Here is a 14303-nt window from a genome sequence, read left to right as displayed (position 1 = left end):
ACTGTAATTTGAGTACTTTTGTACAATTATTATTAGTGAGGAATAAATATTGAAAGGAGAATTTTTATGAGTGCAAAAAAAGAATACTACAGAATTAAAGCAGAAAATTTAATTAGAAATTTTGAGAAAAGAAATATTGAAGGTTTTTATGTAAAAGATTCAAAAGCAGCCAGAGCAAAAGTGCTTGAACTAATCAAAGAAAGGTCATCAGTCTCCTGGGGAGGCTCGACGACTCTTGCTGAAATTGGAGTTTTTGATAAGTTAAAAGCTGGAGATTATAAGTTGCTAGATCGGTCAACTGCCAGCAACTCAGCCGAAAAAGATAAGATTTATCATCAAGCTTTAAGTGCTGACTACTACTTAATGAGTTCAAATGCAATTACTCAAGCCGGAGAGCTGGTAAATGTTGATGGTAACGGCAACCGACTGGCAGCATTAATTTATGGTCCCAAAAATGTGATTATCGTAGCTGGAATGAACAAAGTTACAGTTGATCAGGAAAGTGCAATTAAAAGAGTCCGCAACCAGGCAGCCCCTGCCAATTCTGTTCGACTGAATCAAAAAACTCCCTGTGCTAAAACCGGTTACTGCAGCAGCTGTCAGATAGATGACACTATCTGCTGTCAGACTGTTATTACCCGACGTTCCCGCCAGGATGGTAGAATTAAAGTTATTCTGGTTGGCGAAGAGCTGGGATTTTAGAATGTTAATCTATTTACAGTAATAGATGAGTAATTGTGTTAAGTTTAGTATAGTTATGGGAGGTGTTCTTAATGAATCAAACAATAGATAAACTTTATAATAGTCCAGATGATAAAAATATAGAAGATAATTTTCAATTTATCTTATTTGGTGGTACAGGCGATCTGGCACATAATAAAATCATTCCTGCTTTTTATAATTTAGCAGCCAAAGATATACTGCCGGATCATTACACAATAATAGCTACCGGCCGCCGTTATGACAACAAAAATGAATATCTTAACAATTTATATGCTTCACTTGAAAATAAAAAAGAAAAAATAGATAACCGGATCTGGCAGTCACTTACAGATCATATTGAATATTTTCAGCTCTCTTTTAAAGAACCAAATGACTTTGAAAGGCTCCGCCAGAGACTTTTAGAGAAATCTAAAAACGAAAAAATCTCTAATCGTATTTTCTATCTGGCGACTGCACCAAAGTTTTTTGCTGAAATTGCAGAAAATTTAAAGGAATACAATCTTTTAAATGCTGGTTTTGAGCACAGTGACTCCAGACTGGTAATTGAAAAACCCTTTGGTCATGATTTTGAGTCAGCTCAAAAATTAAATAATACCCTCAGCAATATTTTTTCTGAAAAAAACATCTTTAGAATTGACCACTATCTGGGTAAAGAAATGATTCAAAATATCATGGTTATCAGATTAAGCAATCCAATTTTTAGAGCACTCTGGAATAAGGAACACATCGACAATATTCAGATTTATTTAAATGAATCAGAAGGTGTTAAAGATCGCGGTAAATACTATGATGATACCGGAGTAATCAAAGATATGTTTCAAAATCATATCCTCCAGGTTTTATCATTAATAGCAATGGAAGAACCGAAAAATCTTAGTGCTGAAGAAATCTCTGCGAAAAAGGTTGAAGTTTTCAAAGAACTTGCTGACAATGATTTAAGTGATATAGATAAACACATTGTCCGAGGACAGTATGATTCAAATACTTTAAATGGCGAAAAGATCAAAGCCTATCGCGAAGAAGATCAAATTGATCCCAACTCTCAGACAGCTACCTTTATGGCACTTAAATTATTTTTAAATAATGAGCGCTGGCGTGATGTCCCAATTTACCTTAAATCTGGCAAAAGATTAAATAAAAAAGAAGCTGCAATTGCAGTCGAATTTAAAGATGATTTTCATTCTTCCTATCTTAAGAACCAGAACCTGGCCAGTAATCTGCTGCTGATTAAAATTCAGCCTGAGGAAGGTGTTTCTTTAAGGTTTAACACCCGCAAACCGGCCAGTAATAATAAGATCATTCCGGTTGAAATGGAATTCTGTCAGAGCTGTCAGCAGTTTTTCAACTCACCTGAAAATTATGAGGGCTTAATCTATGATATGATAGCTGGTGACAAAACACTATTTACCAGCTGGAAAGAGGTATCTTACTCCTGGAAGTTTATCGATAAAATCCAGCAGAAATGTGTAGATGAGAATATTGAATTGCATCAATATCCAGCTTTAAGTGAAGGGCCTGAAGCAGCTGATAGACTCCTGGAAGCAGATGGTCGGAGCTGGCTGGATAACGAATAAGATTAAAAAATAATTAAGACATTTTTCAATCAACTTAATTCCACTAATCTAAGGGGGATTTTTTATGTATGATATCTCAATGACAATCAGAAAAAATATGTTAGTATATAAAGGTAAAGATGAGATCAGGCCCCGGTTGAGTACTGTTAGGGATTTCTCTCAGGGAGATGCCCACGAATCCGAGCTGCAGATGAATGTCCACACTGGAACTCATGTGGACGCTCCTCTGCACATGCTGGAAGACGGTGAAAATGCCAATCTCTTTTTTGCTGAGAATCCATTTTACAGAGCTCAGCTGATAGATCTGACTGAGCTGGAGGAAAAAATCACTGCTGAAGATTTAAAAGAATATAATATTGAAGAAAATTCATTTTTAATTTTAAAAACCAAAAACTCTCAGCCCGGATTTCTGGAAAAAACTCCAGAGAAATTTATATACTTAGCCGAAAGCGGAGCCGACTACCTGATTGACAAAAAAATCAAAGGAGTCGGAATTGATACCAACGGCATAGAAAGGGCTCAATCCGAGCATCCAACTCACAAAAAACTGCTGCGAGAAAAAATTATGATTTTAGAGGGACTGCGTTTGAATGAAGTCCCGGCAGGTGAATATATCCTGCTGCTTTCTCTCTTAAAAATTGCAGAAAGTGATGGACTGCCTGGTAGAGCTTATTTGTTTGAGCAGGGAGAAATCGAAACCATGCTTAAGTTATTCAAATAGATTATTAAAGTTAGGATTTTAAGGAGGTAGTTATAAATGAAAAAATATGAGATTGGACTGATCGGGCTTTCAGTAATGGGGCAGAATCTTGCTCTTAATATTGCCCGCAATCACTCGATTGCAGTTTATAATCGTACAGAAAGCAAAACTAAAGCTTTTATGAAAGATAAAGTGAAAAATCAGGATCTTAAAGCAGCATATGAGCTGGAGGATTTTGTTGCTTCATTAGAAAAGCCGCGCAAAATTATGCTGATGATCAAAGCCGGAAAACCTGTAGACTTAGTTATTGACAGCCTGCTCCCCTATTTAGAAGCAGGGGATATAATTATTGATGGTGGAAATTCTCATTTTGATGATACAAACAGAAGATTAAATAATCTTAAAGAAAAAGATATCCGCTATCTTGGTGTAGGTATTAGTGGTGGTGAATATGGTGCTCTTCACGGACCATCGATTATGCCCGGTGGTAATGAAGAAGCTTATGCCGAAGTCTCAGAAATCATGGAAGATGCAGCTGCCCAGACTGAAAAAGGTGCCTGTGTCAGCTATTTAGGACCAAATTCGGCCGGCCATTATGTTAAAATGGTTCATAATGGTATCGAATATGGGATCATGGAGGTTCTGGCTGAAATTTATGATTATATGCGCAAAGTCCTGCAGCTTAAGCCAGAAGAAATGGGAGATATTTTTGCTGAATGGAATCAGGAATTTGATTCCTATCTGGTAGAAATCACTGCTAAAATCATGAAAAAAGATGACCCTAAAACAGGCAGAAAGCTAATTGATTTAATTCTGGATAAAGCCAAACACAAAGGCACTGGTAAATGGAGTGTTCAGAGTGCTTTAGATCTCGGTACTGCAATCCCAACAATTAATGCCGGAGTTAATGCTCGCTTAATGTCCGCAATTAAAAGCGAAAGAGTCGAAAATGCAGCTCAGTTTGCAGATGACACCAGAGCTGTAGTCAGTAAAGACGAAATGCTGCCGGTACTTAAATCTGCTCTCTATTTTGCTTCAGTAATTGCTTATGCAGAAGGCTTTAAACTCTTAAAAACAGCTTCAGAAGAATATAATTATCAGCTAAATTATAAAGAAATTGCCCGCATCTGGGAAGATGGCTGTATAATTCGCTCCGGACTCTTAGAGCCAATTCAGGCAGCATTTGCTGATGATATGCAGTTAAAAACTTTAATCACAGCTCAACAGTTTAAAACTCAACTTAATGCAGCTGCAGAAGAAATTGAAAAACTAATAACAACTGCTGCTCAATCAGGATTACCCTTAACAGCAGTTCATTCTGCGCTCGATTATTTCAACAGTTTAAAATCGGAAGAACTTCCTGCCAATCTAATCCAGGCCCAGCGCGACTTCTTTGGTGCTCATACCTACCAGCGCCGGGATGAAGATGGCATTTTCCACACCGAGTGGGAATAATAAATTTTGAACCAGGTCCAAAACAGCGCTTTTGGACCTGGTTTAGATGAATGATTTCACAAACATATAATAAAAAGTGCAGAGCTTTAATTTTTAAGCTCTGCACTTTTTTTATTTAAATTCTACCATTACCTGAGTCACTTAAGTCAATCAATCCTTCTGGATAAGGCTTGAAAATGGTCTGAGGCATTAAATACTCTACTTTAAACCTGATAATCCAGGACCTCAGCAGTGCCAGCGGTAAGGAAAATGGAACTTTATCATTCCTAAAATCTTTCAGAGTCTCTAAAAAATATTCCCTTTCATCTCTACTGATGTCAGAAGAAACATAACCAAAAATATGCTGCAGCATATTCACTCTTTTACCTGTGTCAGGCAGCACATCTAAAGTTTTCAGCATCTGCTCTCTATAATTATGCATCGTCTCTTCTGTCTTTCCTTTTTCATGGGCAGCAACTATTCTCCCCAGCTTATTTAAACCATTCTGATTATAAGACATTATTAAATATTTATTATTGCTGTGAAAATCAATTAAATCTTTAATCTTCCCACCCTCAATCACATGCCGCAGATCGGCCAGCAAAAATATCTTAATCAAAAAATTTTCTCTCAGCTTGAAGTTTTTAAGTCGACCTTCATTCTCAATAACTAAAGAAGGAAAATTCTGGGCCAGATTGTCTGTAAAATAACCGGCTCTTTTTTCTCCCAGCGCAGGCACTTTACCTGCCTTGGGATAAACTTTTGAATCATTTGTCCCACAGGATGGTGAACGATTTTTGGCAATAAACCCCTCAATTTCTTCCTCATTTAAATCAGAAACAAGCTTTTCAAGATAGCTGTCCATCTTTTCTGTATGATCCTCTCCTGTCATCGAATCTACAAGCCGATATTCAGAGTCTTTTTTAATTAAGCGCACAGAGTTGCGGGGAACTCCAAGTCCGATCTCAACTTCAGGACAAATTTTAATATAATTAACATGTTTTTCTAAAGCACGGACAAATTTATCAGGAATACTATCACCATTATAGCGGCATTTACAGTATTCAAGGCATTTACTTAAAATCAGATTGGGCTTTTTAAATTCTCTCAAAATAAATTCCTCCTGTTTCTATCTTTATTTTTTAGGAAACCAGGGAAAAAATATATTTGTTTTTTCCGCATATTCTTGATATTCCTCATCATCAGCATAGCGTTTTTCTAAAAGTGGTACTCCCGAAACAAAACGCAGCAGATAGGTCATAATTATTGGACTAAAGATAAATTTCCAGCCTCCACTTACCGCCAGAGCAATAATATAATAGCCCCACCAGACCGCAGCATCACCAAAATAATTGGGATGGCGGGTGTACTTCCAGACCCCTTCCTTCATTACGTGTCCATCTTTTTCTGAATCAGGTCTGGACTTAAAATCTTTAAGCTGTTTATCACCAGCTGCCTCAAAAGCAAAACCGATTCCCCAGACAAATAAACCAATAAAATCAATTATTTGCAAGCTGTGATAAGGAGCAGAAATAATCTTAATTATAGGAGTAGAAATTATAAATAAAAGAACACCCTGAAGCATAAAAACTCTTAAAAATGATTTTAGATAAAAATTATCCCACTCTTCTCTCCATTTTGCATAACGAAAATCTTCACCCTTACCAAGATTACGTTTAAAAATATGGTAACTTAATCTCAAACCCCAGATTGTTACCAGAAAAGTAATGATAAATGATCTAAGATTATAATTATTTGTTAAATAGAGAGCCATATTTGCGGTATAGACATAACCCAGGCCCCAGCCAATATCAACAATTGAGTTATCTTTTTTTAAAACAGCAATCACAAAGAATATTGAAAAATAAAGCAGGACTAAAAGAAATAATTGAAAATAAATTGAGTTCAACATTTTAACAACTCCTCATTACTGATCTGTAAATAATGATCAGATTATTTTTCCAGTAAAGCTACAGCGGTACTTCCTCTCCCGGCATTCATCGCCACAATCGGAGAAATTGCTTCCAAAAATTCTACCTCTATATCCAATAATTCTCTAAAACTTTCCAGATACCTTTTTGCCCGCTCAAGATCATCACCATGGACAACTGCAAAGCGTTTAATTCCATTTTCGTTTTGATGATCTTCTAAAATAGATTTTATCTTTTTAAAATTACCTTTTTTACTGAAAGCGGTGGCAAAAGCTATCCCATTACCTTCGCGATCAATTGAAATAATCGGTTTTAAGTTAAGAAATCCGGCCAGTTTTCCTTTCAACGGACTGACCCGACCGCCTCGAACCATATATTTGAAATCACTTACACTGACATAAATGTAGAGCTTTTCTCTAATTGATTTTAGATAGCTTACAGCCTCCTCAAAACTTTTCCCTGCTTCTATCTGTTCAACTGCCTCCATAACTAAGAGGCCTTCAGCGCCAGAGTTTGTTTTGGAATCGATAACTTCAATTTTAAGCCCCTCATTTTCTTTTTTAACATTTTCTACTGCTTTAGCTAGATTATCATAGGTTCCACTCATTTTTGCCGAGACGGTAATTGCAATAATCGAATCATAATGTTCTGCCAGGTAGTTAAGCTGATCCTCAATTTTCTTTACAGCCGGCTGGGCAGAAGATGGATACTCCTCTGCCTCATCAATAATGTCAAAAAAGTTTTTGCTGTCTATTGTTACTTTATCTAAATAATTGGTGCCAGCAAGCAGTATATTTAAAGGCAGCAGATGAACCTGATGCTGATCACGATATTCTTCCGGTAAATCTGCAATTGAATCTGTCAGCACTGCAATCTCAGTTTTTCTATTATATTTAACTGCCTGCTGCAGCAGCATATTATCAGCTTTTTGGTCTAAAATAGTTGCAAATTTCTTTAATCTAATAAAAAGTTCAGGTGGATTACTGGTATGAATATGAACCCGCAGCTTACTCCTGTCACCGGCTACAATTAAAGAATCTCCGAGATCAGAGATCTTTTCTCTCAGTTCAGGAATTTCAATCTCCAGGTTTTCAAGGTAGGCTTCTGTGCAGTAGCGGTATTTAATCTCCGTTTCTTTACCAATCTCTTCTTCCTGAGCAATCTCAATTTTTGCTGTAGAATTAATTTTTAAGTCTTTTAAATCACCAGTTTTGATAAAACCTACAATTCCTTCTAAAAAAAGTACAAAAGCCTGAGCTCCAGAATCAACCACATCCGCTTCTCTTAAAACTGCAAGCTGGTTTTTAGTATTTTCCAGAGAACTGGAAGCACTTATTAGAGATTCCTCCATCACTTCTGCAAAGTCACTGCTCCTATTTTTTAATTTTTTTAAGGAATCCGCCCAGTCTTTCATCACTGTCAGAATTGTTCCTTCAACAGGATTATTAATTCCCTGGTAGGTATAATTGACTGCATTATCTACTGCCTGCGCAAATTTGCTGACATTAACACTTTCAGCTCGATCAATACTATTTTTTAAACCATTGATAAACTGTGCAAAAATAATCCCCGAATTACCAATAGCCCCTCTTAAAGCCGCATCCCCCATAGAATTTAAAGTCACAGTCAAAGAATCATCCTTTACTGCTTCACTTCTAACAACACTCAGAGTGCGTGACAGATTACTCCCGGTATCTCCATCTGCAACCGGAAATAAGTTGATTCTATTTAATTCCTTTTTATTGGCAATAACTTCTTTTGCTCCAGATAAAAAAGCATAATATAATCTTTTTCCATCAAGATAGGTTATTTTCATCCCAATCTCCTCCTGCGTACTCAAATTAATAATCTTTACTGTTAAATTTATTATATCCTTAAATGCTAAAAATTGAAAGTTATTTGAAGACAAATTTTTAAAAAATTTAAAATTTGACTTGACATTAGATGAGTATCTAATTATAATATAGTTAGAAGTTAATCAAAAGGAGATGTTTTTGATGGGTTCGAAAAAATATCAGCTTGACAGATCAATAATTTATGAGTTTTTATTGAGTCTTTTTCGTCTGGAAAATGATGAAGGCATGAAACTTAAACAGCTTGACCTGGAGAAAGAAATTAAGTTGGAGAAGGAAATTGTTAACTGGGTCGAGGATAAACTTACAAAAATTCCAGAAACAAAAAGAAATTTAATCGCCAAATATTTCAATGAAGAAAGTTATTTTGGGCTCTGTCTTGTTTCCGAAATACCAGAGCTTGAACTGACAACTATTGAAGAATATTTAGCATATCTAAAAACAAAAGAACCAGCAGATTTTATCAGGAGATTTACTCAGTCAGGCTACGGCCCCGCTCCTTCAGAAAATATTGATCTAAAAAAAGTTGAGAAGCTTATTAACAGCGAAAAAGAGGCTGCAAAATTTGTAAATGATAAGATTAATTTAGCCTCTGATCAAAAATGGAATTTACTTCAGTTCTATTTTAATCCGGAAACAATGAAGGAAGAATTTATCGGTCTGCTTGAATGGTATTATGAAGAGCTGTTTAAGGAAGATCAAGACTGGATAAGTGATAAATCAGCGAAGATTAACGATACTTATCAGGAAAATTTAAACCGCTATGGAGAAAAATATTTAAAAAACATCCTAGAAAAATTAATAGATGAACCATTAAGCGCAGAAGAAAACTATATTGCTTTTTCTTATTTTTACGAAACTTCTCTTTTAAACAGCAGCACCAAAAATGGAGGCAATTTTTATTTGATCGGATTTCGATTCCCGGAGATCTTTGCCGCCGATGAGGAAGGGATTTTGGGAAGTCTGGAAATATTCAAAGCCCTGGCAGATGAAACAAGGTTAAACATCATTTCCCTTCTGGGAGAGAAAACTATGTACGGTAATGAGATAGCTGAAAAATTAAATCTAACTAATGCTACTATCTCTCACCATGTCAGCAAATTATTGATGAACAACATTATTCAGGCCCACAAAGAAGATAATAAATTATATTTTCAATTAAACAAAAAAAATTTCAAAAAAACAATTTTAAAGTCTATTGACAATCTAATCTAATTTTTTTAAAACAATGTTAGATGAATGTCTAAAGTATCTAAGTTAGAAGTTAGTCTTAATTAAAAAGGAGGGTCCAAAATGACTCTTAAGCAAAAAAATCTTAAACTCAGCCATTCCGGCCACTTTGTTCTTAATCTATGTATCTATTTCTTTATGAGTACTGTAATCTATTATCTTTTAAGCTCCAATATTAATCTAGCTAAACTATCTCTGATCTTAGCTTTATTTATTCTGAGCTTCATCTTTAGTGCCAGAAAATCTGAGATAATTATTCAGAAATTCAAACTAAAAAATACGCTTATATTTACTAAATCTACTCTGTCACTGATTACATTTACTGCAGCTCTGCTAATCTATAATAGTTTTACTTTGAATACAGCAGCTTTTTATCTGCTTGTTCTGAGTACTGCACCTGTCTATGGAGTTTTAAACAGAGCTTACTGTAGTTATTATCAAAAATCTAAAAGACGAAATAATCACCAGAAAATTAAAGAAATAATCCTTCAGCACAATTTAGAAAAATTATTAATTGTAATTCTGGCAGTTAGTATTGTTAATATAATTGAATTAAATACTATTCCCGTCATTCTTTCGATAACTGCAGCCTATTATCTGCTCTCAGCCTATATCAATACCTTTCAGGAAATATAGACTGAAAAATTATCAGGTGAAATTTAATTTAAAGAATAAAATTCCGGTCAGGCTTTTAGCTGACCGGAATTTTTGTTTATCTATAACTTTGTGAAAATAATCTCCTGTACCAGGTTCAAAACGGCCGTTTTGAACCTGGTTTAAATAATTATGCACTTTTTATTTCTGCAAGTTCCTCACTTATTCTTGATAAATTTTTGCCATAACGCAGATCATCTCTTAAATCAGTCAGAACCTTATCCAAAACCTTCAATTCCTGCATTAATTCCTTTTCTTCTGCAGTTGTATCGATAATATCTTTGATTCCACCATTATTAATGATAATTCTTTTATCTCCCATTAAAGCCAGAATTGGATCATGGGTGGCCATCAGCACAATTTTTTCCTCTCCCACCAGTAGCTCCAGCGCTTTTTCGCGGTCTATACCGGCATTTTCAATCTCATCAATCAAAATAATTGGAGAAGAACTTAAAATTGCAGTATCTGCAATCATCAGGGCCCGCGACTGCCCTCCACTTAAACTGGTAATCTGAGCCTCGCGGCCAAACTGTTCTCCAGCCAGTTTATTGGCCTCTCTAAAAATTCTTTCCACAACGTCTGCCTGATTATCAATTAAGCGGCTCTCTGCATGCAGATTCAAAAATTCGATTACCGACAGATCCATGACAAAATTCATATTCTGTGAGAGCTGAGCCACCAGTTTTTTACCGCCGGTAAAGCGCCACTTTTTATCAGGCACTTCATCATTGATTAGAATTTGTCTTTCGGTCGGAGTATCCCCCTGAGCAGTCCATTCTATATCTGCCAGCAGTCTACTTTTCCCGGAGCCGGTAGGACCAACAATCGAGATTATCTCTCCACTGTGAATATCCAGCTTCTCATAATTTTCTTTTTCGCTATCTTTGTTATTCCCGGCCAGAATGGAAAGTTTGGCGACAATCGAATCATTTTCACCCAGAAATTCCTGCATATTTCTGATGTGCGAAGATAGACTCTCGGCAAACTGGTCCAGATCAAATACCACATCTTCCATTTCTTCAATGGTTAATTCTGAAAAAATTTCCTTTAAAGTTTTTTCCTGATCATCAACAGCCAGCTTCTGATCTTCAAAAAAACTCTCTGTATAGGGGTATTCTTCTATAATTTCCTTGATGCTTGAATTCTTTAATTTATCTTTACTGATCATTATTCATCACCCAGTTCTATTTTTCTGACATTACCCAGCTGATGTTCTTCTCCAATTCTTGTTTCACCAAGACAGTAAGAACACATAGCAGAAGGCATAGAAAATCTTAGTTTTTTACCGGTTACAGTGTCGATATGGTCTTCTTGATCATAGAGCAGAGTTGAAAATTCAAAAGCTCCCTGACCGGTTAAACCATTAACATTCATTACCATTGCATCAGGATTAACTGTGCTCACCCGGGAGGCAAAAACTTCTCTTTCCGCCTGAGAAACAATATCTCCTTTAGTAATTACCACTATATCTGCAGTTTTCAGCATTGGACCAATTTTTTTCGGGGTGTTAATTCCACTTAAATTATCAATCACACAAATTGCCTTAATATCTTTGATATAGGGGGAACAGCGGTTGCATAAACCGGCACTTTCTGTAATCAAAAGATCTAAATCCCTTTCTCTACCCCACTGCACAACTTCTTCGATATTGCTGACAAAATAATGGTCAGGACAGAGGGAACCGGATAAACCCTTTTTGACCGGCACGCCTGCCTTACGGTAGAGTTCATCATCATCAGTATATAAACAGTCAAACTTAACCACACCAACTTTTAATCCCTGCTGCTGAATTGCTTCTATTGTTTTTAAAATTACAGCAGTTTTACCGGAGGAAGGTGGTCCTGAAAAAGTTACTAGATTCATACTGAAGCCACCTCCACAGCTTTGTTAAATTCTGCTTCCAGGTCTCTTAATAATTCACCTGGATTTTCTCCTCTTAAGAAATCCCAGCCCGGCCACATAAACTGAGCCTTTTCGGGCAGTCCATTATCTACTTCCGGCAGCACACTCGGGAATAATCCCTGTTCAGCCAGAATCTTACCCATTTTTTCTGAAGCCATTAAATCAATTAAAGGCTTCATTTTTTCATTTTTCTCTTTTTTAGTCAGCATAAAGATTGGTGAAACAATTGCTCCATCTTCAGGCCAGACAAATTCCATGTGGGGGAAGCGCTTGGCCATTCTGGTAAAGAAATAAGGCATGATTGTGATTGCCGGCTGATCATCAGCTTTGCGTCCACCCTCTTTAACCATCTGAGATGGGTGAAGTGCTTTTTTCATTGAGCGGCCGAGCTTTTGAACTCCTTCTCTGCCGTAGACTTTATAAATATTTAATAAAATTGCATTAAAGAGGTCAAAGTCGCTGACCGGAAGACTGACACTATTAGCAAATTCTTCGCTTAAAATTTCTTCCCAGCTTCTGGGGACCTCTCTCCCGTCCAGTTCTTCTTTGTTTACCAGGAAAACTGCCGGGACAATACTTAAAACTGAGTAATCTCCCTCAGGATCTAATAGATCAACTCCTGCTTCAGTGAAATCACTGTTTAATTCTTTGATTCCAGTAGCGTCTTTAAAAACATCCTGGCGGCGGAAGCGGTCCATTAAATCCTTATCAAAGAAAAGATCAAAACCGGCAGAAATAAAGATATCCGAAAGTTCAGTCGGGGATGTTATCTGATCAAAACCATCCTGCAGCCACTCCAGTCCCTGAGAAGCTGATTTTAGATCAAGTTCAACCTCATAATCAAGTTCGGAGCTTATTTTTTCTAACTCCTCAGTCATCGGAATCTTCACCGGACAGGGTAAGGAACCAGATACTTTAATTTTAGCTCCACCTGTTTTTTGAGTCGAATTTTTTTCTATTTCTGCTTCCATCAGCTCTACCAGCTTTTCCAGATCCAGATTTTTAAGTCCTGCAGCCTGCTTTAAAGTAATCTGTTTACCAAAACTCTTTCTTTTTGCTTCATCATCTAATTGATTAAAACCTTTATTAACCAGTACCGAAATAACTGCTGGATATTCCTCAGTTATCTCAAATAAATTTTTATTAACATCAATTTTTATTTCCATTTTAAAAAACACTCCTTTAAATTTATGGTACCAGGTCCAAATGGGTCCATTTGGACCTGGTTTAATTAAGCTCATTTGGACCAGGTTCATTTGTATAACTTTATTTGGACAATTATTCACTATTTAAAGTTTAGCATTTTACTCAACTTTGTTCTGTGACCTGTGTCACCCAGCTAAAACTTTTTTTAGCTTTCTTTATTTGTTATAATAATTGATAACAATAACATTTTAATTATATCAGTCTCAATATAATTTTTCTGCGTTTTATCTCACAAAAATCAAGGTTTTTTTATTATTTAGCAGAGAAATTTGATTAATGTTGAGCAAATTACTTGCTTTTATAAAAATTATTGCTTATTATAGAATATATAGAATAAATAAGAGGTGGTAATAGATGAGTGTTGTTAAAGAAATACCTTTTTTTAGTTTACTTACAGAAAAAGAACTGGATTTAATTGATGAAATTGCCAGTGAAACTGAATTTAAAAAAGGAGAATATATCTTTTTTGAGGGTGAAGAAGGAGATAAATTTTATATTATTAAAAATGGTCAGGTCAAACTAACAAAAATGATCAAAAATGGAGATGAACAGATTTTAAATATTTTTAGTGACCATGATATAATTGCAGAAATAGTTGCCTTTGATAAAGGTAATTATCCGGCTTCTGCTGTAACAATGACTGATACTGAAGCTATTGTCTTTGATCAGTCTGAATTAGAAAATCTAATTTTAAAACATCCTTCAATTGGAGTTAAACTGCTGAGAGAAATGAGCGGACGCCTGCGCCGGGCCCAGCAGAATGTAAGAGACCTGGCTTTAAAAGACAGCTCTGCCAGAGTTGCCGGCCTGCTAATATTTCTGGCTGAAAAATATGGCAAGAAGAAAAAGGATAAAATTGTTTTAGATATTTCTCTAACCCAGCAGGAATTAGCCAGTATGATTGGCAGCAGTCGAGAAACTGTATCCCGGGTTCTGGGACAGTTCGAAAGTGAGGATCTGATTAAAACCTCCCGCAAAAAAATTATTATCTATAAATTAGATAAAATTAAAGCTTACACTTAAAGGCAGCTTAATTAATTTTTTTGTTAGCTGTTTTACTTGCAAGAATCAAATAAATTTATATAATAGTCTCAAC

At 35.8% G+C, this 14303-nt stretch carries 13 protein-coding genes; 7 read left to right on the top strand and 6 right to left on the bottom strand.

The genetic code is table 11. The features are described from left to right. Positions 1 to 66: 66 nt before the first annotated feature. The 4 genes from CI949_RS02385 to gndA all read left to right on the top strand — a co-directional run bounded on the left by CI949_RS02385 (position 67) and on the right by gndA (position 4452). Positions 67 to 702, top strand: coding sequence for a lactate utilization protein (locus CI949_RS02385; RefSeq protein WP_133529939.1), 636 nt, complete (start codon positions 67 to 69; stop codon positions 700 to 702). Positions 703 to 773: 71 nt separating this feature from the next. Further along, positions 774 to 2297: a glucose-6-phosphate dehydrogenase gene (gene zwf, locus CI949_RS02380; protein ID WP_290762715.1), complete on the top strand. Its 1524-nt coding sequence runs from the start codon at positions 774 to 776 to the stop codon at positions 2295 to 2297. 64 nt (positions 2298 to 2361) lie between these two features. After that, complete coding sequence (locus CI949_RS02375) at positions 2362 to 3018, top strand: cyclase family protein (protein ID WP_290762714.1); 657 nt, start codon at positions 2362 to 2364, stop codon at positions 3016 to 3018. A gap of 36 nt (positions 3019 to 3054) precedes the next feature. Then, positions 3055 to 4452: an NADP-dependent phosphogluconate dehydrogenase gene (gene gndA, locus CI949_RS02370; RefSeq protein ID WP_290762712.1), complete on the top strand. Its 1398-nt coding sequence runs from the start codon at positions 3055 to 3057 to the stop codon at positions 4450 to 4452. Positions 4453 to 4567: 115 nt separating this feature from the next. Here the strand turns inward: gndA and CI949_RS02365 are convergent, their stop codons facing one another. The 3 genes from CI949_RS02365 to CI949_RS02355 are packed head-to-tail and all read right to left on the bottom strand — an operon-like array spanning position 4568 to position 8178. After that, positions 4568 to 5542 carry a DUF523 and DUF1722 domain-containing protein gene (locus tag CI949_RS02365; protein WP_108139526.1) on the bottom strand — a complete coding sequence of 325 codons (975 nt, stop codon included), beginning with the start codon at positions 5540 to 5542 and terminating at the stop codon, positions 4568 to 4570. A gap of 24 nt (positions 5543 to 5566) precedes the next feature. Further along, the gene (locus CI949_RS02360; protein ID WP_290762710.1) at positions 5567 to 6343 is read right to left on the bottom strand and encodes a DUF1295 domain-containing protein; all 777 of its coding nucleotides are present in this window, start codon (positions 6341 to 6343) and stop codon (positions 5567 to 5569) included. A gap of 41 nt (positions 6344 to 6384) precedes the next feature. Then, positions 6385 to 8178, bottom strand: a complete 1794-nt coding sequence (locus tag CI949_RS02355) for a DAK2 domain-containing protein (RefSeq protein WP_290762708.1) — start codon at positions 8176 to 8178, stop codon at positions 6385 to 6387. Positions 8179 to 8359: 181 nt separating this feature from the next. Between CI949_RS02355 and CI949_RS02350 the strand changes: the two genes are divergently transcribed. Beyond that, entirely contained in the window at positions 8360 to 9430 is a 1071-nt protein-coding gene (locus CI949_RS02350; RefSeq protein WP_166637112.1) for a metalloregulator ArsR/SmtB family transcription factor, read from the top strand. 78 nt (positions 9431 to 9508) lie between these two features. Beyond that, entirely contained in the window at positions 9509 to 10081 is a 573-nt protein-coding gene (locus CI949_RS02345) for a hypothetical protein (protein ID WP_290762707.1), read from the top strand. A gap of 148 nt (positions 10082 to 10229) precedes the next feature. Here the strand turns inward: CI949_RS02345 and CI949_RS02340 are convergent, their stop codons facing one another. Genes CI949_RS02340 through CI949_RS02330 form a run of 3 tightly spaced genes read right to left on the bottom strand, consistent with a single transcriptional unit; the run spans position 10230 to position 13167 of the window. Then, a complete protein-coding gene (locus tag CI949_RS02340; RefSeq protein ID WP_290762705.1) occupies positions 10230 to 11267 on the bottom strand; it encodes an ATP-binding cassette domain-containing protein in 1038 nt (345 codons plus the stop codon). Further along, complete coding sequence (locus CI949_RS02335; protein WP_133529929.1) at positions 11267 to 11962, bottom strand: GTP-binding protein; 696 nt, start codon at positions 11960 to 11962, stop codon at positions 11267 to 11269. Before CI949_RS02335 ends, CI949_RS02340 begins: the two co-directional genes overlap by 1 nt. Beyond that, positions 11959 to 13167 carry an ABC transporter substrate-binding protein gene (locus CI949_RS02330; RefSeq protein ID WP_133529928.1) on the bottom strand — a complete coding sequence of 403 codons (1209 nt, stop codon included), beginning with the start codon at positions 13165 to 13167 and terminating at the stop codon, positions 11959 to 11961. Before CI949_RS02330 ends, CI949_RS02335 begins: the two co-directional genes overlap by 4 nt. 394 nt (positions 13168 to 13561) lie before the next feature. Between CI949_RS02330 and CI949_RS02325 the strand changes: the two genes are divergently transcribed. Beyond that, positions 13562 to 14230 carry a Crp/Fnr family transcriptional regulator gene (locus tag CI949_RS02325; RefSeq protein ID WP_133529927.1) on the top strand — a complete coding sequence of 223 codons (669 nt, stop codon included), beginning with the start codon at positions 13562 to 13564 and terminating at the stop codon, positions 14228 to 14230. Positions 14231 to 14303: the final 73 nt, after the last annotated feature.

Source organism: Halanaerobium sp., from assembly GCF_003070835.1.
Note: the sequence above shows the minus strand (reverse complement) of the source record. Positions and strands in the feature narration are given on the sequence as shown.